Source organism: Fictibacillus phosphorivorans (genome assembly GCF_007673525.1).
GTDB classification, from domain to species: Bacteria; Bacillota; Bacilli; order Bacillales; family Fictibacillaceae; genus Fictibacillus; species Fictibacillus phosphorivorans_C.
In genome coordinates this window covers 3094869-3116853 of record NZ_VDZU01000001.1, presented here as the reverse complement: position 1 = coordinate 3116853, position 21985 = coordinate 3094869, and the positions used below count along the sequence as shown (strand labels likewise).

Annotated in this window: 23 protein-coding genes; 18 read left to right on the top strand and 5 right to left on the bottom strand. The window is 37.9% G+C overall.

The genetic code is table 11. From position 1 onward, the window contains the following. Window positions 1–26 precede the first annotated feature (26 nt). From FS458_RS15635 to FS458_RS15625, 3 genes are all read left to right on the top strand, one after another. Window positions 27–359 carry a hypothetical protein gene (locus tag FS458_RS15635; RefSeq protein ID WP_144702277.1) on the top strand — a complete coding sequence of 111 codons (333 nt, stop codon included), beginning with the start codon at window positions 27–29 and terminating at the stop codon, window positions 357–359. Window positions 360–485: 126 nt separating this feature from the next. Then, entirely contained in the window at window positions 486–746 is a 261-nt protein-coding gene (locus tag FS458_RS15630) for a hypothetical protein (protein WP_144702274.1), read from the top strand. A 26-nt stretch (window positions 747–772) separates the two neighbouring features. Further along, window positions 773–1159, top strand: a complete 387-nt coding sequence (locus tag FS458_RS15625; RefSeq protein ID WP_186320581.1) for a gamma-glutamylcyclotransferase family protein — start codon at window positions 773–775, stop codon at window positions 1157–1159. Between the two features lie 65 nt (window positions 1160–1224). Here the strand turns inward: FS458_RS15625 and FS458_RS15620 are convergent, their stop codons facing one another. Beyond that, entirely contained in the window at window positions 1225–1452 is a 228-nt protein-coding gene (locus FS458_RS15620; RefSeq protein ID WP_144702269.1) for a DUF1797 family protein, read from the bottom strand. Between the two features lie 134 nt (window positions 1453–1586). Further along, window positions 1587–2033, bottom strand: coding sequence for an OsmC family protein (locus FS458_RS15615; protein WP_144702266.1), 447 nt, complete (start codon window positions 2031–2033; stop codon window positions 1587–1589). Window positions 2034–2204: 171 nt separating this feature from the next. Here FS458_RS15615 and FS458_RS15610 point away from each other — a divergent pair, with 171 nt between their 5' ends. The 3 genes from FS458_RS15610 to FS458_RS15600 all read left to right on the top strand — a co-directional run bounded on the left by FS458_RS15610 (window position 2205) and on the right by FS458_RS15600 (window position 6387). After that, a complete protein-coding gene (locus FS458_RS15610) occupies window positions 2205–3254 on the top strand; it encodes a hypothetical protein (RefSeq protein ID WP_144702263.1) in 1050 nt (349 codons plus the stop codon). A 51-nt stretch (window positions 3255–3305) separates the two neighbouring features. After that, entirely contained in the window at window positions 3306–4634 is a 1329-nt protein-coding gene (locus FS458_RS15605; RefSeq protein ID WP_144702260.1) for a hypothetical protein, read from the top strand. Between the two features lie 232 nt (window positions 4635–4866). Further along, window positions 4867–6387 (top strand): MDR family MFS transporter, encoded by a 1521-nt coding sequence (locus FS458_RS15600; RefSeq protein ID WP_144702257.1) that lies wholly within the window; start codon window positions 4867–4869, stop codon window positions 6385–6387. A 38-nt stretch (window positions 6388–6425) separates the two neighbouring features. Here the strand turns inward: FS458_RS15600 and FS458_RS15595 are convergent, their stop codons facing one another. Further along, window positions 6426–7076: a hypothetical protein gene (locus tag FS458_RS15595; RefSeq protein ID WP_144702255.1), complete on the bottom strand. Its 651-nt coding sequence runs from the start codon at window positions 7074–7076 to the stop codon at window positions 6426–6428. A gap of 156 nt (window positions 7077–7232) precedes the next feature. On the opposite strand from FS458_RS15595, the gene FS458_RS15590 reads away from it, so the two are divergent. The 5 genes from FS458_RS15590 to FS458_RS15570 all read left to right on the top strand — a co-directional run bounded on the left by FS458_RS15590 (window position 7233) and on the right by FS458_RS15570 (window position 11762). Further along, on the top strand, window positions 7233–7550 hold the full coding sequence (locus tag FS458_RS15590) for a hypothetical protein (protein WP_144702252.1): 318 nt from the start codon (window positions 7233–7235) through the stop codon (window positions 7548–7550). Between the two features lie 175 nt (window positions 7551–7725). Beyond that, window positions 7726–9078: a hemolysin family protein gene (locus FS458_RS15585; RefSeq protein ID WP_144703708.1), complete on the top strand. Its 1353-nt coding sequence runs from the start codon at window positions 7726–7728 to the stop codon at window positions 9076–9078. Between the two features lie 92 nt (window positions 9079–9170). Further along, complete coding sequence (locus FS458_RS15580; RefSeq protein WP_144702249.1) at window positions 9171–9395, top strand: hypothetical protein; 225 nt, start codon at window positions 9171–9173, stop codon at window positions 9393–9395. A gap of 165 nt (window positions 9396–9560) precedes the next feature. Next, window positions 9561–9806 (top strand): hypothetical protein, encoded by a 246-nt coding sequence (locus FS458_RS15575; protein ID WP_144702246.1) that lies wholly within the window; start codon window positions 9561–9563, stop codon window positions 9804–9806. A gap of 135 nt (window positions 9807–9941) precedes the next feature. Then, window positions 9942–11762, top strand: a complete 1821-nt coding sequence (locus FS458_RS15570; protein ID WP_144702243.1) for a PAS domain S-box protein — start codon at window positions 9942–9944, stop codon at window positions 11760–11762. Window positions 11763–11821: 59 nt separating this feature from the next. Here FS458_RS15570 and FS458_RS20800 read toward each other — a convergent pair whose 3' ends face one another. Continuing rightward, a complete protein-coding gene (locus FS458_RS20800) occupies window positions 11822–11977 on the bottom strand; it encodes a hypothetical protein (protein ID WP_186320580.1) in 156 nt (51 codons plus the stop codon). Between the two features lie 298 nt (window positions 11978–12275). Here FS458_RS20800 and FS458_RS15565 point away from each other — a divergent pair, with 298 nt between their 5' ends. From FS458_RS15565 to FS458_RS20795, 3 genes are all read left to right on the top strand, one after another. After that, the gene (locus FS458_RS15565) at window positions 12276–14024 is read left to right on the top strand and encodes an alkaline phosphatase D family protein (RefSeq protein WP_144702241.1); all 1749 of its coding nucleotides are present in this window, start codon (window positions 12276–12278) and stop codon (window positions 14022–14024) included. Window positions 14025–14240: 216 nt separating this feature from the next. Continuing rightward, complete coding sequence (locus FS458_RS15560) at window positions 14241–15926, top strand: metallophosphoesterase family protein (protein ID WP_144702238.1); 1686 nt, start codon at window positions 14241–14243, stop codon at window positions 15924–15926. A 21-nt stretch (window positions 15927–15947) separates the two neighbouring features. Then, window positions 15948–16121, top strand: a complete 174-nt coding sequence (locus FS458_RS20795; protein WP_186320579.1) for a hypothetical protein — start codon at window positions 15948–15950, stop codon at window positions 16119–16121. A 100-nt stretch (window positions 16122–16221) separates the two neighbouring features. Here FS458_RS20795 and FS458_RS15555 read toward each other — a convergent pair whose 3' ends face one another. Next, the gene (locus tag FS458_RS15555) at window positions 16222–18318 is read right to left on the bottom strand and encodes a DNA topoisomerase III (protein WP_144702235.1); all 2097 of its coding nucleotides are present in this window, start codon (window positions 18316–18318) and stop codon (window positions 16222–16224) included. Window positions 18319–18508: 190 nt separating this feature from the next. Between FS458_RS15555 and FS458_RS15550 the strand changes: the two genes are divergently transcribed. The 4 genes from FS458_RS15550 (at window position 18509) to FS458_RS15535 (ending at window position 21839) form a co-directional block, all read left to right on the top strand. Further along, on the top strand, window positions 18509–19726 hold the full coding sequence (locus tag FS458_RS15550) for an MFS transporter (RefSeq protein ID WP_144702232.1): 1218 nt from the start codon (window positions 18509–18511) through the stop codon (window positions 19724–19726). Between the two features lie 196 nt (window positions 19727–19922). Continuing rightward, window positions 19923–20468, top strand: a complete 546-nt coding sequence (locus tag FS458_RS15545) for a bifunctional transcriptional activator/DNA repair enzyme AdaA (protein ID WP_144703705.1) — start codon at window positions 19923–19925, stop codon at window positions 20466–20468. Then, complete coding sequence (locus FS458_RS15540) at window positions 20465–21358, top strand: DNA-3-methyladenine glycosylase family protein (protein WP_144702229.1); 894 nt, start codon at window positions 20465–20467, stop codon at window positions 21356–21358. Before FS458_RS15545 ends, FS458_RS15540 begins: the two co-directional genes overlap by 4 nt. Further along, a complete protein-coding gene (locus FS458_RS15535; protein WP_144702225.1) occupies window positions 21351–21839 on the top strand; it encodes a methylated-DNA--[protein]-cysteine S-methyltransferase in 489 nt (162 codons plus the stop codon). Before FS458_RS15540 ends, FS458_RS15535 begins: the two co-directional genes overlap by 8 nt. Window positions 21840–21985 lie beyond the last annotated feature (146 nt).

The window sequence follows — 21985 nt, the reverse complement described above, 5'->3', positions numbered from 1 at the left end:
ATAGAAATTATTGAGGAGGCTGTCTCATGAATTTATCGAGACTTTTAAAAATAATAACAGGCGGTATTGAGGCTTTCCTTGGCATTCCTTTTTTAGGAGGAGCCATCATTCTTGCTTCAGCTTGGGGACCACTTCAATTCATGTTTGTTTTTCATTTAATCACACTCATTATTTGTATCGTTCAAAAAGAAAGATTTACAGGAAGTGTATTAGGTCTGATTACTTCTATAGTCGGCTATTTGCCTGTTATTGGAATGATCATGCATATCGTGACAGCACTAGTATTATTCTTTGATGCTGCAAGAGGGAGCAAAAAAAGGAAGAACGAGCATGTTATCGATGTAAGAAAAGGTTATTAATAAGCTTTAATGTCGTACTGAAAAGCTTTCAGCCAAAACAGTGGTTGAAAGCTTTTTGTAAGAGAAAACGGGTTACGTTTGATGGAAGAATGTAATTTTTAGACAATATTATGAGGGGATGAAAGATTGGAAATTATACTCTTTCCGATAACACAGATTGCTATCGCTTATTATTTGTATGTTCAAGCTCCGCTATATAATAAAGATCGGTGGCTCTGGTCCATACTAGGCTTTGTTTTTGGTCTCTTCACGTTAAGTATTTTTCTTATTTCAACAAAACGAAAAGCATTAGGTTGGACGATATTAATAGCAATGATTCTTTCTTTTATAGCGGGAATTCTATTTTTAAGTTTATTAGTATGGGCTGTCTTTTTCTCAAAAGGATAACACTGTATGTCGAAGAAGGTGAGTTTATGAAAAAACATCTTGTGTTTGTTTATGGCACGCTTCGAAAAGGTGGAAGTAATGCTCATTTTTTGCAGAATGCAAAATGCATAGAACATGGATGTTACACAGAGGGACAGCTGTATGATACAGGTTTAGGTTACCCAGCATTAGTTCCAGAGAAAGATAAATGGGTAACAGGTGAGTTATATGAAGTATCAACACGCGAACTTGAACAATTAGACGAACTTGAAGATTTTGTGGAAAACAGAGCAGATAATTTATATGATCGTGTCCGTGTTAAGGTTAACACTACAAATATTATAGAAGAAGCTTTCGTGTATGTGATGAGAATCAAAAAAAGTCACTACGTGTCGATCGTTGAGAATGATTGGCTGAAATATCTCAATAAATAATTAAACAAAAAAGAGGTCACCATCAACTGGTAGACCTCTTTCATTATAGTAAGGAAATATCTTCTCTATTTAGCGATTAAGTTGTTAATACAATGAACAGCTGAGTCGACGTTATCAAACCGTTGAAGGGAGTTTGTTTCAATCTGGATCACTTCGAACGATTGATCGTTCTTTAAATACTTAACAGAAAAAACAGCCGAGTTGTTCTCACTAAAGGTGTGTGTAATATCTGATTCGATATACTGTTTGTTCTGCAGATTCAAGAGTATGTTTTTCACTTCTTGTTGGTTCATGATACATCGTCCCCTTTCTATTATGGGGGAACTTGTTAGGAACCCAAATAATAAAATTATTTTCCTTCCTTAACATTTATGCTAACATAAGTAATTTTTTAAGTACAGATAACGAAAGACCTGTTCGTCTAATTTTATCCTTTTTTTATCGTCAAAATCGCATCTATTTCGACATTACCTTTCAATGCTCGTGAAATCATACACGAATGCTCAGCTTTAATGGCGAGTTTTTGAAGCAGTGTCGAAATATCTTTTGACGGGTCATGTTTGATCGTGACGACCGGTCGATGAATGATTTTCTGATATGTAATCACTCCGTTTGTAACATCAACATATCCTTCAGATTCCATCGTTAAATCTATCTTCTCTACCCTACTTCGTTCCATCATGGCAGCGAGTGTGATGATATAACAAGTTGCTGCTGCTCCAAGCAGCATCTCATCAGGATTAGTGCCGATCCCAGGTCCATCCATCTCAGGTGGAATGGATACCTGTGTTTTTAAATTCTGTGTTTCTATCGTTCCAGTAGCATTTCTTCCACCTGGCCAATGGGCATTTAGATGAAAAACATGTTGTGCCATTTTAAATCACCTCAACTTCTTACTCCTTTAAGTGTAAAGCAAGTGAGCCTTTACGTCACATATCCTGTTTAAAGTGTACAAAATGTTTTTTTTTTGTTTTTTTTAGTGATCCAAATCAAATTTGTTTTCGTTAGCTATTTGAAAACACTTACAGAAGGAGGTGATAACCAGGTGAAACGATTTGTACAATTGGTTGTATTCGCAGCCGGCATGAGTATTCCCGCGATCGTATCGGCTGATAGCGGAGGGATTCTTTCTCCAGTAACAGACCTAACAAAGGAAACAACTGAGATTGTTGAAAGTGTTCAAGACAAAGTGAACATTTCTGCGAAAGATCATTCAGTTTCCGATGAGGTTGTGAGACCTACTCTTAACACAGTTACAAATATTGTTAAAGACACAACTCGTGCTGTCGACAGGGTGGATCAAACGGTTAACAAAGTTACGGAGACCGTAAAGCCAGTAGATGATGCGATCAAAACGGTAACGAATACAGTCGATACGGTAAAAGAAACAGTACCGACAGAAAAGCTAAAAAGTTCTAAACCTATCGTGGATGTTAACCTTTCTGAAAAACCATCGATAAAAGTCGATGTGTTAGATCAGGAGGTGAACGTTACGGTCCCTGTTACACCGGAAAAACCTCAAGTAGAGGTGAAGCTTCCAGTCGTTTCAGAGATTGTTACTACTAAGCCGGAAGTTGAGGAAGTGGTCAAAGCAAAACCAGAACCAGTTCCTAGCTCAACACCAGTCACTGAACCTGTTGTGGAGAACAAACCGAATACTAGTGAAACGATTAATGAAACGAAAGGTGCAATAACTAAAAAGCCAGTTGTTATGACGACAAAAGAAATTTTTGAAAAAGACATAGAGAATCCCGTTAGTGCAAGTACGAGTGGAGAAGTACTTAAAAAGAGCAGGGATCAAAAAGAAACTGATAAACCTGTACGGCAAAAAACAAGTCCGGATTATCCGGTAACTCAAAAGGTAACTCAAACACAAATGCTAACTCCATCATCACAAGGTGGACAATCTCCTTCAGGTTCTTCCAATGGAATGATGACTTCTTCAAGCACTGTTACGTTCTTGGCTATTCTAGATGGTGGCCAAAATGATACTCAGCTTGAAACAGGAAGTGTACTTGGTGAGGGAGTTCGACACTATTATGATCAATGGCTAAATGCTCCACCTGGGCAACCACCACAATCTTTCTTCTTCTAATTCAAATTTGGTACAACAAAAAAATTAAGAAGAAGAAGGAGAGAAATGACAATGAAAAGATCAAACTTTATTAGAACATTTGCGATTACAGGTGCTGCGGCTGCTGGGTTATTTTTTGGAGGAAGTGAAACATTTGCAGATGAAGGGTCATCGAGTCTTAAAATCGGAACAGGGTTGATCAGTAACATTCAGCTTTCTGAGAAAGATGAAGAGTTTAATCTTAACCTTGATCTAGGTGCTGTAACAGGCATCGAATTAGAGAGTTCAGATGATGATTCGAACCACAATAGCGTAAAAACAAACGTTGGTGCAAATGTAAATGCAGAAGCTTCCAGTGATGAAGATGAAAAATCTCAAGTGGGTACGGCTGTAAATGCAGGAGTTGAAGCCGAATCGAAAACTGAAGATCAAAGCGACGATTCAAAAGCAAATGTGGCTGTCGGAACGGATGCTACAGTTAAGAGTTCTTCTTCTGATGATGAAGACAAAGCGTCTGTAAACGCAGATACAAAGGTTGAAGCTGAAGTTCGTTCTAATGAAGAAGACAACAAAGATTCTAGTTCTCTAAATGCTGGAGCAGATGTTCAAGCAGCTGTTGAAGCACAAGATGAAAAAGAATCAAATACAGAGGTTGTTGCGAATGCAGGTGTAACTGCAGGAGTAGAAGCAACTGAAGAAGACGAATCTTCAAGTGCAAAAGTAGATCTAGGCACAGATGTAATGGCGAACGTGTCATCTGAAGACGAAGAGTCAAGTGCAAAAGTAGATTTAGGTACAGATGTGATGGCGAACGTAACTTCTGAAGACGAAGAGAATAACTCTTCATTGATGGCTGACGCTGGTCTATGGGCAGGAGTAGAAGCAACTGAAGGAGATGAAGAGTCAAGTGCAAGTGCAAAAGTAGATCTAGGTACAGATGTGATGGCGAACGTAACTTCTGAAGAGGAAGAGAATAACTCTTCTCTAATGGCTGACGCTGGTCTATGGGCAGGAGTAGAAGCAACTGAAGAAGATGAAGAGTCAAGTGCAAAAGTAGATTTAGGTACAGATGTGATGGCGATGGTTATGTCTGAAGATGAAGAAGATCTTTCTTCTTTAAGCACAATGCTTAACACGGATGCAGCACTTTCTTTGTCTTCTGAAGATGAGCTTGAAAATACTTCTCTTAAGTTAAATACTTCTATCATGGCAGATCTAATGAGCTCATTTGATGAAGATGAAGATCGTTCTTCTCTATTTTCTTCATTAGACACTGGCCTTGAACTTGGACTTGAAGGCAATGACGACGATCGTGAGTTAAATTTAGACCTTTGGACAGGCTTGATGCTTGGTGCAATGTATGAAGGTCAAGATAGTGAAGATTCTATCTTAGAACTTTAATAGAATAACAAAAAGAGACAGCAGACGTGCTGTCTCTTTTTCTTTGGAAATAAAGATGAATGGGGTAATCTCTCAAAAACGTAAACCAACCATTTTTATAGGTTATTATGTAGAAAACACCCTGAGTAAATGGAGAGAATTAGCGAAGGAAATAAATTGTTGGGGGACAGTCCCTCATGTATACTTAAGTTTATTAAGTATACATGAGGGTGTTAGATTAGGAGATGGCGCTATGGTACATAAAGAAACAAATCTAAAGTTAGTCGTAGCCGGTTTGTTGCTAGGTATTCTAATGGCCGCGATGGATAATACCATTGTAGCAACTGCGATGGGTACGATTGTTGCGGACCTTGGAGGGTTTGATAAATTCGTTTGGGTTACGGGCTCATACATGGTCGCCGTAATGGCCGGGATGCCTATTTACGGTAAGTTGTCCGATATGTATGGCAGAAAACGATTCTTCATTTTCGGTCTTGTCGTTTTTCTAATCGGTTCTGCGCTTTGTGGTCTTGCTCAAAATATGGAGCAACTGATAGCGTTTAGAGCAATTCAAGGTATCGGTGGTGGGGCATTGATGCCGATCGCCTTTACGATTGTTTTTGATATTTTTCCTCCAGAAAAGAGAGGAAAGATGACAGGGCTTCTTGGGGCGGTTTTCGGAACTTCGAGTGTTCTCGGACCTTTACTTGGAGCATTCATTACAGATGCGATCAGCTGGCATTGGGTGTTCTATATTAACGTTCCAATTGGTGCAGCATCATTTTACTTGATTTTTCGTTATTATAAAGAAACGCTTGAACACCGCGAGCAAAAGATCGACTGGTGGGGTGCCATCACACTTGTGATTGCCGTTGTTAGTCTGATGTTTGCCCTTGAACTTGGTGGCAAGACGTATGCATGGGATTCAACGCAAATTGTAGCATTGTTTACGATATTCACGGTCTTTTTTATCGTGTTCTTTGCAGTAGAACAAAAAGCATCCGAACCGATTATTTCATTTTGGATGTTTAAGAAGAGGCTTTTTGCTACTTCACAGATTCTAGGTTTTCTATACGGTGGAACATTCATTATACTCGCTGTGTTTATTCCTATTTTTGTCCAAGCGGTATACGGTGGTTCTGCAACAAGTGCAGGATTAATTCTTACACCAATGATGTTAGGTTCTGTTGCTGGAAGTATGATTGGTGGTATCTTTCAAACAAAAACAAGTTTCCGTAACCTTATGATCGTATCCGTCATTTCTTATTTTACGGGCATGTATATGCTGAGTGGAATGACACCAGATACGTCTAGAATGATGCTTACATTGTTTATGGTGATCGTCGGATTCGGTATGGGGTTCTCGTTCTCATTATTACCGGCAGCAACGATCAATAAGATGGAGTTTCGTTATAGAGGTTCAGCCAACTCTACAAATGCCTTTTTAAGGTCATTAGGTATGACGCTTGGTGTAACCATTTTTGGAGCACTTCAAAATCGGATTTTTTACGAGAAGATAAGTGAGAACCTAAAAGGCTTTGCAGGGCAAGGTGCTGCGGCATTTAAAGAGATTGATCCACAAAAAATATTTCAGACAGGAGAACGATCTAAGATACCTCCTGAAGTTTTAGATGGAATAACAGCTTCAATGTCTGCGTCTATTACGACTGTTTTCACTTATGCATTGATTCCAATCGTAATTTCAGCTGTAGTCATATTATTTATGGGGAATGAACGGGTAGAAACATCAAAACAAAATACAAAAGCTAAATAAAAGAAGAGTTTGGGAAGAGAATATCCCAAACTCTTTTTTTATGCTGCAGAAGCTGCTTTCTTTTCTTTTTTTGGAGCAATCGTATAAGACAAAGATACAACGATATCAATGGCGAGTATCAGCGCCCAAATACGTGTGACATTATTAGCGACATCGTTTTTGTAGAACAGATCTGTATCTGTTGTGTCATACCAATCTTTTAAGAGAGTGTCTAATTGTATGGATGAAACAGCATCGGACAGTCCGAATAACAACCAGAAAACCCCTTGTGCCGTGATAAATAAGAGAACGTGTTTATAAAGATTTTTCCTTTCTTGCTTTGCATGCTGCATCCCATACAGTGGTTTTGAATCAGGTAGATCGGGTTCTGGTAATCCACGCATTTTGGCGACCTTCCGCTGTATAAAGCGATCTAATTTCTGGAAATCACTCTTTCCATACAAAAATGCATAAGCGATCACGACAAGAATAATAATTTGATAGGCGGAGAATTCTCCTGTTCTTAAATAATCAAAATATCCCATCGCGGCAATCCATAGGTCATTTAAAAGAAAAAGAATGAAGAATGCAATGCTTAATCTCTTAAGGTTGAACCAATATCGAACTACTAAAAAAGATAGGGTAGAAACCCAAAATACGGTCTCGGCTAGAATGAGAAATACCCATTTATGATCCAGTACAAAATCCATGTTGATGTTCATCCTTTCTTTGCTGCATTGTACAACAGTGTTTTACCAATTTTAGAATACCACTTAAAAATGGGTAAGTCTCCCATATTTAGTATCAATTTTCTTTGTTATTATGCAATAATTAACAAGAAGAGAATAAAAAAATGGAGTGATTTTATGTATTCAGATACAGCTTCTGAATTACGCAGCATTCGTAGGACATTGATTGTTTTAGGAATCTTGTTATTGTTTGTAATCGGATCAATTAATAATGGTGGAAGCGAAGATAGCGAGGAGAATGAAGATTATTCTACTATTACAACTAATTTAGAAAATAATCTCGTTCCATTAGGTAATGGGTATTTTGGATTATACTCCAACTTTGAAGAAACTGATTCGGAGCATGGAATGAGAATTTATTATTACGATGAAAAAGAGAATAAACTTGTGTTAAAAAAAGAGGAAGACCTAGATACAGTTGAGATTTCGGAATAATCTAAAAGTAATGGGAGTGTTAGAATACTAAATGTAAAATACAAGTAAGTTGTTTTATTAAGTAAGTTCTTCAATTATATGATATACTTTTTCTTAATTATAAAAATTTATAACACTTAGGAGGTGACAACTTATATTCCAGTAACTTGGGGTATAAGGAGTCTTTTTGGACAGTTTGACCTTATTGAAATTACTTGCAGTAGCCGTACTTATTCTACTAACCGCTTTTTTCGTAGCAGCAGAATTTGCGATTGTTAAGATTCGTAAATCAAGAATTGATCAATTAGCTGAAGAAGGTAACAAACGAGCGATTGCAGCACAAAAGGTTATTTCTAACCTTGATGGATCACTCTCAGCCTGTCAGTTAGGAATTACAATCACAGCTTTAGGATTAGGTTGGTTAGGTGAGCCTACGGTAGAAGCAATTCTCGGTCCAGTATTTGAAAAAATGGATTTAAGCCCGGCAATTGTTCACACATTATCATTTGCAATTGCTTTTGCATCCATTACTTTTTTACACGTTGTTCTTGGTGAGCTTGCACCAAAAACAGTAGCTATTCAAAAAGCTGAAACGATCAGCTTATTGTTATCACCTGCATTGATCGGATTCTATAGAGTCATGTATCCATTCATTTGGTTCTTAAACGGAAGTGCTCAGCTTCTAGTAAGAATGTTTGGTCTAAAACCAGCTTCAGAACATGATATGGCACATACTGAAGAGGAACTTCGTCTAATCTTAAGTGAGAGCTACAAAAGTGGTGAAATCAACAAATCTGAGTTCAGTTATGTAGAAAAGGTATTCGAATTCGATGACAGAACTGCAAAAGAGATCATGGTCCCTCGTACTGAAATGGTTTGTCTTTATGAAGACAACACTGTTGCAGAAAATATTAATATAATTGCAGAAGAAAAATATACACGTTACCCTGTTGTAGGGGAAGATAAAGATAATGTCCTTGGTATGGTAAATGCGAAAGAAGTATTTTTTGACTTAATTAAAGGGAAAGAATACCCTCTTGAACATTATATTCGACCGACTTTGAGTGTCTTTGAAAATACGCCGATCAAAGAAACCCTATTAAAGCTCCAGAAAAAAGGTTTTCATATGGCTGTATTAGTTGATGAATACGGTGGAACAGCTGGTATAGTAACCATCGAAGATATTTTGGAAGAGCTTGTTGGTGAAATACGTGATGAATTCGACGAAGATGAATCACCAATGATTCACGCAGTTAGTCCAAACGTGAAGCACTTTGACGGTAAGGTGTTAATCGCAGAAGTGAACGATATTTATGGATTACAAATCGATGATAGTGAACTTGATACGATTGGTGGATGGGTTTTGTCTCAAAACTCAGAAATACAGGAAGATCAGGTCATATCGTATGATGAGTACGATTTCAAAGTGATTGAAATAGATGGTCACCAAGTTAAGAAAATTGAAATCACGAAAAGACTTAATCAGGATGAAGTAAGCTCTTCTTCATCCCAAGAAATAGAACATAACTTAGTTGAAAAAGAAGCGTAAGTAAGAAGAGACCTTTCCTAACAGATCGGTCTCTTTATTTGTTTATTTTTTTAGAGGCAGGGAACAAATAGAATGTAAAGGAGGAGATTAATTTGAAATCCATTACTATTCAATTAGAATACGATGAAAGAATCTTTCATTCTTCGCAAAATATTGAAAGAAAGTTGAAAGAACAACTTTCTGAAACAGATTTTAAAATGGTTTCCATATCCTCATCTTCTAGCCATGAAGGAGTTAATGTGTTAAAAGATAAAGACTCTACAGGAGCAGGTGGACAAACTTCTCCTGATAATGAAGTACCACCTAATAAAAATTAAGACGGGGTTTCCCGTCTTTTTTATTTTATACTTCTAATTTCCCAGGAAATCGACTTAAATTGACAGAATATATTGACAAATTTATAGTGATTATTTACTATTTAAATAACTAAACTTTTAACACAAAAGTAAAGGAGCTGAAAGATTAAAAGGAGGCTGAGGGAGATGGTAAGTACGCCGCAATACCGTTTTATTCGCTTAATAACAGGGAGTGAAATATTAGATGTTGATATCTTTCTCTTCACTGACAAAACAACTGTAGTGGTTAGTATGCTTTATTACAAACATGAACATATTATCATGTCCTCTCAGACAGCTCCAGATCGAAAAACAGCTCTAAAACATGCCTTTCATTCTTTTTACAAAACTAAATTCATCTATGATCAAAAACACCTTTCAGTTATGAACTAATGTCATTGAAGGACTTATCTTTAAATAGTTAGAATGTTTTTAAAAAAATATCTTTATTTGCAAAAGGACATATGTTTATAATTTAGGTAATTATGAACGAAACGTTTTGATTAACGTCTTTAATGGAGGGTGGGTATGGAAACTTCAGATGGTCAAGTATTAAGAGACAGCCTTTTCATTAATCAAATGAAAACATATGCCAATCAATTTGAACATTCTGAAACACCTTTTCTTATCCAGAAGGATCGAACTTGGGTCTATGTAAATCCTGCTGCTAGAAAGATACTAGAAGCAGAAGAAGATATAATTGGTCAGCCTATATGGAACAACCTTCCTAACGAGTTACATCCCTTAGTAGAAGAGAGGATTCAAACTTGTGACAAGGGTATTGCCCCTAAGCCTAGTGAACAAACTTGGATCACTCAAAAGGGTAACCATATTCGATTAGAGGTTATTGGATTTCCCCTTTTGTTCTCTTCACACGCCACTCAAATTATCATTCGCAATTTAACTCAGCAGCATCTTGAGAAGAAAGAGACACTTGATCATTTAAAACTAATAACAGAAAATATGATAGATATTATAGGAATTGTTAGTCGTGAAGGTATCTTTACCTATTTAACACCGTCGTATTTTTGGGTAACTGGTTATTGTCAAAGTGAAGCGATAGGAACCACTCCATTTGATCTTGTTCATCCTGAAGATAGAGATAGAGTGATACAAGAATTTACTCGAATGATTTTAGAACATGTACCTCTTACGATTGAATACAGATACTTGAAGAAAGATGGCGTTTATATTTGGTTGGAGTCGAAAGGGACGCCTATCAGTGATAAAAATAACCTTTCTGCAATAGTTGCGTCTCGAGACATTACGAAAAGAAAAGAAGCAGAAGCTGCTTTACGAAAGAATGAGTTTAAACATCGTATTATTCTTGATCACAGCAATGATTTAATCTGTTCAATTGACCCTGATGGAACTTATTTATACGCTTCACTTTCTTATAAAACCATCTTAGGAATAGAACCTAATTCTTTAATAGGCACAAACGCTATGAACTGTGTTCACATGGAGGATCACGAGAGTGTAGGGGAATATATTAAATTAGTTGCAGCACTAGAAAACCCTCTTCCTCTTATTTATCGAAAGATGCATGCTTCAGGTCATCCCGTTTTATTAGAAGGTAAAGGTATGCCTATGGTATCTGATGAAGGGGACATCGAGGGTATCGTTTTTATCTCTCGCGATATTACAGAAAAGAAAAAAACGGAGGAATATATACGAAATAGTGAGAAACTTGCAGTGTTAGGTGAACTAGCCGCAGGTGTTGCTCATGAAATCAGAAATCCACTCACATCCATTAAAGGACTGTTCTCTTTAATGAAGAATAGTGAGATAGATCAAAGCAAACTCTTTTTATACAATGAAGTAATCTGTGATGAACTTAACCGAATTGAATCAATTGTTAATGAGTTTATGGCGTTAGCGAAACCAGATGCTACACAGTATATGAAGAACGTTAACATTATTCAGCTTCTGCAAGACACGGTAATGTTACTAACATCGGAAGCTAATTTGTATAATGTTGAGATTCGTTTGTTGTTTAAAGAGAAAGATCTTTTTGTCTCTTGTGAAAAGAACCAGATTAAACAAGTATTTATTAATATTATAAAAAATGCGATTGAAGCTATGAATGATGGAGGAATCCTAACGATAGCGATTGAAGAAACAGCTGATCAAAAAGTAAAACTGATTTTTGTAGATAATGGAATTGGAATAGAAGAAGAGCGACTAAAGAGCATCGGCGTCCCATTCTTCACTAATAAGGAAAAGGGAATAGGACTAGGGCTTACGGTTAGCAATAAAATTATTACGGACCATAAGGGGGACCTGAAAGTAGAAAGTTACCCTGGTAAAGGAACAACCGTTTCTGTTACATTACGAAAAACAGAATAACTTAGAGATTAAAGTTGTGAATGGAAGAGACTGAACTCCAAGTGAGAGTTCAGTCTCTTTTAAATTCCGTCAAACAGCCTAAAAACACTTCTTCCAAGAAGTCGGACCAGCCATATGATCAGTTCTGGAATAACTAATAGAAGATCAATCATAGAGTCTAGCCATGTGTATGTTTCATTGTTGGACTTTTTTTTCTTTTTTCGTCGAAGTGCCATTGAGCCATCACCTTTTCCTTTAATAGATAAATACAAACAACTTTTATCTTTGACTATGAATTATATGTATGTTGTAAAGATTTTATAAAGAAGAACAGTACATTTGATGCATAAGATTCTTATGCGAAATTGATGAAAAACTAGCGCAACAGTTCGTCATTTTTTTTTTGAATTGTAAGATTAGTAAGTTGTTCCTATGAGTAAGTTTATATACGTTTACATGAAAAAATAGTTTCTTAATATTTCCATCCTATAATGAAACCTGTACTAAATTCATTTAAAAGGGGTTGCATCAAGTATGGATGAAAGACCGATGGATGAATGGATTAAGAAGCTCACGGAAGACAGCTTAAAAAAAAACAAACTGAACCGGAGAACATTTCTTTCAGGTGCCGGGAAAATTGCAGGAATTTCACTGGGTCTCACAATTGCTCAGTCGCTAGGCAGTTACGAAGTGAACGCAGCACCAACATTTAGAAATTATCCGTTTACGTTAGGTGTAGCCTCAGGTGATCCTTTATCAGACAGCGTTGTTTTATGGACAAGGTTAGCACCAGATCCATTGAATGGCGGAGGGATGCCAAATCAAGCTGTACCTGTAAAATGGGAGATCGCAGAAGATGAACGATTCAAAAAGGTTGTACAGAAGGGAACAGAACTAGCACGTCCTAATTTAGCGCACTCTGTTCATGTTGAAGTAGATGGACTTAAACCCAACCATGTATACTTTTATCGGTTTAAAAGTGGATATGAGTTCAGTCCTGTAGGAAGAACAAAGACACTCCCTAGAAAAGGTGCGAATGTGAAGAGCATGACTTTTGCATTTGCATCTTGTCAGCAATATGAACATGGTTTTTTTACTGCATATCAGCATATGTCAGAAGAAGATTTGGATTTTGTTGTTCATCTTGGCGACTACATATATGAGTACGGACCTAATGAATATATATCACCATCTGGCAATGTTCGTACACATAGCGGTCCTGAGATTATGACACTCCAAGACTATCGAAACAGACATGCTCAGTATCGTTCTGATGGCAATTTAAAAGCAGCTCACGCAGCATTTCCTTGGGTGGTAACGTGGGATGATCATGAAGTGGAGAACAACTATGCAAATATGATTCCTGAAAAAGGACAGTCTGTTGAAGCATTTGTCAAACGTCGTGCTGCCGGTTATCAAGCGTATTATGAACACATGCCACTTCGTCGTTCATCCCTGCCGCACGGAGCGGATATGATGCTCTATCGAGATTTCACATATGGAAACTTAGCGATGTTCAATGTAATGGATACAAGACAATATCGTGACGATCAAGCGAACGGAGACGGAAGTAAACCGCCAACTCCAGAATCTCAAGATCCGAATCGAACGTTAACTGGAAGTGAACAGGAACGCTGGTTGCTTCAAAACCTAGGGAACTCTAAAGCGCATTGGAATGTTCTAGCTCAGCAAGTATTCTTTGCACAAAGAAATTATGGTACAGCTGATGCACCTCGGTTGAGTATGGATGCATGGGACGGGTATACGGCATCTCGTGAACGTATCACAAATTTTGTACAATCAAAGAATTTAAATAATGTAATTGTATTAACAGGGGATGTACATGCAAGCTGGGCTTGTGACCTAAAAGCGGATTACAATAATTCATCCTCTAATGTAATTGGAGCTGAATTTGTTGGAACATCCATTACATCTGGTGGGAATGGTGCTGATAAACGTTCTGATACAGATAAGATATTAGGATTGAATCCTCATATTAAATTCTTCAACGATTATCGAGGCTATGTTCGATGTACGGTTACTCCTGAAGAGTGGCGAACTGATTATCGAGTCGTCCCGTTCGTAACGTCACCAGGTGCTGCTATCTCAACGCGTGCTTCATTTGTCTATCAAAAAGATCAGAATGGTCTCCAACAGGTGGGCGCAGCGAAGGTTGCAGAAGGAGTTAAGGTATCTCGCGAAGTAGAAGAAGATCGAAACCGTGCTCATGGTAAAGCGCATGAGAAGCAGATGAAGAAATCCGGTGTAGAAGCTACTCAATAAAATTAGGAGAGGATGGATGGAAAGTTATAATCCATCCTTCTTTTTGTTTGGTTGGTATATGTGTAATGATTGAATGTAAATGAATGAATTTTTATCTAACGTGCTTGCATTCACAGCGTGATCTTAACAATGATTAACTTATCTGTAATCAAGGGTTTATATTTTATCAATATACTTTTCATGTAGGATTAACATCTTGATAGGAGAGAGAATAAAATGACGAATTCCTTTGATGAACAGCACCTAGACCAAAAATCTAAGATTACGCGTAGAACGTTTATTGAACGCACAACAAAGGTAGCTGGACTTTCCCTAGGGTTAACTTTTATAAATCCAATGGCTTCACTCGACGTGCTAGCTGATAGTGGTAAAAAAGTGAGTCGCAAGAAGCCAATACTTGTTTTTCCAGTTGTCAGTGATGTACATATGAATGAAACGTCCAATCAAACCTTCAATAAATTTAAAGAGACTCTCAAACAATTAAACCAACTCGTTCCTAAGCAAGATGCATTTGCTGTAGTAGGTGACTTAACAGACAATGGTCTAGTACAGGAATTTGAGAAGTTTAAAACGGCCTATGAAACAAATAAACAATCAAAAGCTGCTTCGCTGATTGCAATTGGAAACCATGATTATTGGAACGGTTTACCAGAGGTTGATGCACAAAAACGTTTTTTAGAAGTAACTAAAATGCCGGCAATCTACTATCACAAGATTATCAAAGGGTATCATTTTATTGTGCTTGGGACTGAGGATGGGGTGACAGAGGGTACGTTCTCTGTTAAACAAATCAAATGGATGTCTGAAAAGTTAAAGCAAGCACATACCGATGATCCGAAGAAACCCATCTTTGTTTTCCATCACCAGCCGATCAAAGATACCATGTACGGAAGTGAGTGGGGCTTTACGGCAAATAGAGATTTATTCTACGATACGTTGAAAAAATATCCGCAAGTCATTACATTCTCAGGCCACACACACTATCCATTAGATGATCCTAGAATTATTCACCAAAAAGATTTTACAACGATCGGTACTTCAACTGGCGCGTATCTATGGCTGGACGCTGGACGTATACAAGGAGAAGTTCCTGAAGGAGCAGATATTCTAAACCAAGCTTTAATCGTCGAAGTGTATGAGAATAAGGTGTTAATTAACCGCCGTGATATCCATAATAATGATTGGACAGGTGAACCGTTTGAAATTAGTGTTCCTGCCAATAAGAATAGTTTTAAATATACGGATGCTAGAAAAGATAAGAAACCACCATTTTTTACAAACGATGCGATGCTTTCTATTGCGAACGACATGACATCAGCTACTAGTCTTTCAATTATGTTTACACAAGCAAAAGACAATCTACTCGTTCATGATTATAAAGTTATCGTTACAAATATAGAGACTAAAGAGGTGGCGAAAGAATATTTAGGCTTTTCGGAGTTCTATAAAGATCCTGTTCCTAATCCTCTTATGCTGAACCTTGAAGGGTTAGCTCCATCTACAACGTATGATATAGAAGTGTTTGCACTCGATGCATATGGAAATATCAGTACGAATTCAATCAAGGCCATAGGCAGAACAAAGAAAGGTGAGCCAATAAGAATCACATTATCAAAAGAGAAAGTGAGCGGTATAGAGGAAACATTAGATGTGGTTGTGGAAGGGGTTAGAGCTCCTAAGAGTGACTGGGTTGGTTTGTATGAAGTAAACGAAAATCCTGGTGAGGTGGAATCGATTTGGTGGCAGTACACCGAGGTTAGTGGAGGAACATGCAAATTTACGTACAATCCGAAAAACAATGTAAATGCAGCACGTTACAAACAAGGATCCACATATAAAATGGTTTATTTCTATGGAAGCGGTTATGATGCAGTAGCTTCTGCATCATTCAGGATAGAGTAAGATTGAGTAAGAAGAGCGTACTTGGGAATTGGACAGATTAACTGTTCAATCGGACAGATAAATGCTCGAATTAGACAGATTACTCGTTCAATTGGACAGATAAATGCTCGAATTGGACAGATTACTCGTTCAATCGGACAGATTAACACTCTAATCAGACAGATTCGTTATGCAATCGGACAGATCAACGTTTGAAGCGTACAAATTCAAATTACCCTAAATTAAAGAAAGCTAACTTCATGAGTCAAAACAGCAATGACATGCTAGTTTTGAGTCTCGGAAGTTAGCTTTTCATCTATTTTTTATCTTTCATCGCTGCTTTTAATGCATCAGCCAAACTGTTTCCAAAGCCTTCGTCCTCTTTGTTGTTTGTGCTGTATTTTTTGAGCAGCTGGCGTTCTTCTCGCTTTGTAACCTTCTTTTTCTTATCGTCTGCTTTTTCCACTACATTACATGGTTTACACTGAAAATAAGTGCCTGCTTTTCCGTTGTGAAGCTCCATCTTCTTATGACACTGAGGACAGCGTCGGTTTGATAGCTTAGGGTCTTTACGTCGACGGTACGAACACTCGCGATCCGAGCAGACAAGCACTTTGCCGTCACGGCCTTTTACTTCTTTTAAAAGTTTTCCGCACTCTGGACACTTGGAACCCGTTAGATTGTGTGCTCTATATTCCTGCGAACTCGTCTTGATTTCCATTACAAGCTGTTTTGTTTGTTTACGGATGTTCTCTAGAAATTGTTTTGGATTTCCTTTTCCACGTGCGATGGCTTCAAGGTCTTGCTCCCATTTAGCCGTGAGTTCAGGTGACTTCAGCTCATCATTCACAAGATCGATCAACTGTTTTCCTTTTGGAGTAGGATGCAGCTTATTGTTTTTACGATCAAGCACTTCAGATCCTAGCAGTCTTTCAATGATATCAGCCCGTGTTGCAGGTGTACCTAGACTGTATTTTTCCATACGAGATAAAAGGTCAGCTTCAGTAAAACGGGAAGGCGGCTCAGTGAGCTTTTTCTCCGCATTTACTTCTTTAACAGAAAGGGATTGCCCTTCTTTTAAATGAGCTAGTGCACGCGGGCTATCTTCTTCTTTACCAGACAGCACTTTAAATCCTGGATCAAGCACTAGCGTTTCACGGGCCATAAATGTTTCACCCGCAACGTTTAATGTAGCGGTCAACGTTTCCGATCGATACGCAGGGTAAAATAGAGCAAGGAATCGGCGTGCGATTAAATCATAAAGTTTACGCTCATCGTTATCAAGATCACCTAAGTGTAACGGTTCATCAGTCGGAATGATCGCATGGTGGTCCGTCACTTTTGAATCGTTAAATACTTTCTTTGCGACCACATTTCCTTTTTGTTTTAACAAGGGCTGCACTTCTTCACGGTATCCAGAAGACATTCCTTGAAGGCGGTCATACATCGTATTTTCCATATCTTTTGTTAAGTAGCGGGAATCTGTTCTTGGATACGTAACAAGCTTGTATTGTTCATAAAGTTTTTGCAGTACTGAAGAGGTCTTCTTAGCAGAGAAACCGAAACGACGGTTCGCGTCACGTTGCAGTTCAGTAAGATCGTAAGGCATCGGATGCGCCTCTGTTTTTTCTTTCTTCTGAAGTGAAGCCACTGTGGCTTGCTGCTCTTTTACTTTTGCAACGATATCTGTTGCTTTCTTCTCATCAAATAGACGCTTCTCTCCGTTATGTTCCCATGATGCCCTTAACATACCGATTGTCGCATCAATCGTCCAATAATCTTTCGGCTGGAAAGCGTTAATCTCTTGCTCGCGATCTAGGATCATCGCAAGTGTCGGCGTCTGAACACGACCAGCAGATAGCGGATCATTATACTTTGTTGTTAACGCTCTTGTAACGTTCAGTCCGATCAACCAGTCTGCCTCAGAACGGCAAACGGCAGATTGATAAAGATTGTCATATTGTTTAGCAGGTTTGAGCTGATTGAACCCATCTCGAATGGCTTTGTCTGTTTGAGAAGAAATCCATAAACGTTTTACTGGTTTTTGCCATCTTACTTTTTCCATGATCCAGCGAGCGACAAGTTCACCTTCACGTCCAGCATCCGTTGCGATTACAAGCTCACTAATGTCTTTTCGTTTAGAAAGTTGTTCAACCGCACGAAACTGGTGGCTAACTTGTCGGATAACTTTTAGTCCCATATGGTTTGGAATAATCGGAAGGTCTTCCAAGCGCCATTGTTTATATTGCTTGTCATAGTCTTCTGGCATCTTTAGCTCAACTAAGTGTCCGAGTGCCCAAGTAACGATGTGTTTTGGTCCTTCAATATAACTTTTATTCTGTTGCTTGCAGCCTAGAACACGGGCAAGATCGCGCGCCACGCTTGGCTTTTCAGCAAGGATTAATTGTTTCATAGTGTACCCCTTTCAAACTTCTACTCTTGTCATTATAACAGAGAGAAAAAATAAGCTGAAAATGACTGATTATTTTTCTGAAACATTTTTAAATGATGTATACTGAATAGTGAGTCTATTTTATTTTGTGAAATATATATTTTGTTTATCATTATAATGATTTCGGTATGACTGAGGGGAGAAGGGGAACATGTGGAGAAACCGGAATTTTTTAATTTTAATGTTTGGACTGGCTGTATCTAGTACAGGTCTATGGGTAGGTATTATTGGGAATCTTGAATTTTTGCAGATGAATGTTGAGTCCTCTTTTTTGCAGGCTTTAATCATTTTAGCTGGGTTCCTAGTAGGAATCTTTCTTGCGCCGATGGCGGGTCGAATCATTGATCGCAGCAATAAGAAAAAGATATTGATCTATGCTGGGTTTGCTCGATGTGCAGCTATCTTCTTTATGTATTTGGCGATCGCATATAACAATGTTTGGTGGATGGTGGTCTATACACTTGTTATCGGTATTTCTGGTACGTTCTCTCAGCCTGCCATGCAAACCATGTTGCCGTTGATCGTTAAAAAAGAAGAACTTTTAGATGCTAATGGTGTGAATATGAACATCTTTACTGCATCTCGAATCGTAGGCACTGCACTCGGCGGAGTGATGCTAGTTGGCATGTCGCTATTTTCTTTGTACACGGTCACACTTATTTCGTATGTGATCCTTCTTATTTCTACTTTCTTTTTAGATGTGGATGAACAGCCAAAGAAATTAGATCCATCAGGCAAAAAGGATAACTTCTTTAGAACGCTTAAAGAATTGTATCCCATTATAAAGAACGAACGTAAAGTTGTGTATGGTATCTTTTTATTGATTCCAGCTTACCTATTTTTATCTGGATTCAACTTAATGGTGATTGAGATTAGTGAGTTGCAGGATAATGCCGGTATTAAAGGAATTCTTTATACGACTGAGGGCGTTTGTGTATTCATTGGAACGTTTTTATCAAAGAAATTCTTTAGAGATAATCCGAAGTTAAGCTATATGTTCGCTATTACATTCATTATCGCTGCTGCACACACATCTCTGTTCTTAGCAGATCATCCAACCATGTCAGTTCTTTCTTTTGGATTATTTGGTCTTGCTGCTGGAACGCTGTTTCCTGTCGTAACTACCATTTTCCAAACGGATGTCCCGTCAGACTATCACGGCAGGTTCTTCTCTATAAAAGGGATGGTTGATAATATTATCTTTCAAGTTCTGATGCTGTTAACAGGATTGTTCCTAGATACGATTGGATTTCATAAAATGGTCATAGGGTTTGGTATTACATCTTTCTTCATCGCAACAGTCATCTATTATCAATATAAGACTAAGAGCGGGTCAAAAAAGAAGGGAAGACTAGCATCGATCAAGTAAATACAGGGTAAATGAGAGTGGCGGATCGTCACTCTTTTTGTATACCGTTGTTTTAGGATATTTATTGAACGCTGAATGAAAAAGACCATAACAGCAAGAATGAGGACGATTTATTAGGTTGAAATTGTTAAAATGATGGAAAGATGATTTATGGAGGTGTGGGTCAGTGAGTACCATACAGATGTCGTTTGATGAGATGTGGGATAAGATTATGGAGTGTAACAGGTCATATGATGGCCTTTTTTATACAGCTGTAAAAACAACAAAGATTTATTGCCGTCCATCTTGTCGTTCGCGAAAACCTAAAAAGCAAAACGTAGCATTTTATGACTCCATTTCTCAATGTGAAGAAGCAGGCTATCGAGCGTGTAAAAGATGTCAGCCAGAGATCGAACATTGTCCACAAATCAATCTGATTAGAAAAGCAACTAGTTATTTAGTAAATAACCATCATAAAAAAATTCTTTTACAAGATGTAGCGAACTACTCTGGGGTGAGCCCATTCTATCTCGAACGATTATTTAAAGAAGAAATGAATGTTACGCCTCGAGAATATGTGGAGAATATTCGTATCGATAAAGCGGCATACCTGTTAAAGAATACTTCAAAAACATGTCTTGAGATATGCTTTGAATCAGGATTTCGAAGCCCCTCTAACTTTTATAAAACGTTTCGTACGTATAAAGATTGTTCACCAAGTGACTACCGAAAATCAAAAGAAACAACAGGAAACGAATTATGAGATGGAATGTATTTGATGGGAAATTAATGATAGAGTTACCGCTAGAATTCTCCTATAGAGAATGTTTGGTTTTTCTTGAGAGATCACCCTTAGAAATTCTTCATCACATACATGAGAACAACATCTACAAAGTAATCATGGCGAATGCTGAGCTGATCTTGATCAAGATCAGCTACAAAGATCACGTGCTCATAATCGAGTTTCCAGATAAGGAACCACTTAACATGGAAACGGTCGTTGAATTTTTAGGGAATTGGTTTGACCTGAATCAAAATCTTTCATCATTTTATGGAGCTGTTTCAGAAGATAGTCTATTACAGCCGCTCGTAGAACGATATTATGGTTTACGTATGATCGGGATTCCAGATCTTTTTGAAGCGTTGACTTGGGCAATCATGGGACAGCAGATCAACTTAACATTTGCCTATACTCTGAAGAAGAGGTTGGTTGAGAACTTTGGTAAGAAGTTAGTCCTTCATCAGAATGAATACTGGGCATATCCATCTCCTGAAATCATCGCAAATCTTCAGGTTGATGATTTAAGAAATCTTCAATTTACCACGCGAAAAGCGGAATATGTGATTGGTATAGCAAAAGAAATAGTGGAAGGTCGACTGTCGAAGGAAATATTGAGATCTTCTGAAGATCCTGCTAAGCACCTTATTTCGCTCAGAGGAATCGGGCCTTGGACAGCGGATTATGTGTTGATGAAATGTTTACTAAAGACCGATGCATTTCCAGTAGCTGATGTAGGGCTGCAGAATGCCGTGATGAAACAGTTGAAATGGCAGCAAAAGCCAACAATAAAAGAATTAAAGAACCAAGCGCAAAATTGGAGTGGATGGGAAGCATACGCAACTTTTTATTTATGGAGGTCGTTATATGAGTAAACAGTATAGAGTAGAGTTAGAATCTCCTATAGGCGTGATCGAGATTTTAGGAACCGAAGACGTTGTTCAGTCCATTCTTTTCTTAGAAAAAGAGGAAGCGCTTGAGAATCAAGACGAGATACCTGCTGTTCTTCTAGCCTGCCGGGACCAACTTATAGAATACTTTCAAGGTGTAAGGCAAATTTTTACGGTTCCATTCCAATATAGCGGTACTCCTTTTCAACACACAGTCTGGAATTCACTGGTTGATATTCCGTTCGCAGAAACCGCCTCTTATCGAGATATTGCCATCACGCTTCAAAAAGAAAAAGCGGTTCGGGCGGTAGGGAATGCCAATGGAAAGAACAAGTTAAGTATTGTGGTTCCTTGTCATAGAATTATAGGTTCAAGCGGGAGCTTAACAGGCTATGCGGGAGGTTTATGGAGAAAAGAATGGCTATTACATCATGAGAAAAAGGTTAAGCAAACACGATTAGTATAGAGAGATAACTTTTATATTGAAAGAAAAAATTATAGGAATTACTAGAATAGTTAGATAATTCAATCATATTAAGCCTTCAGCATTATTTTTAACTCTTTATAAGAAAACGGATACATTTTAATTTACAATAGTAAGAAAAAGTATTA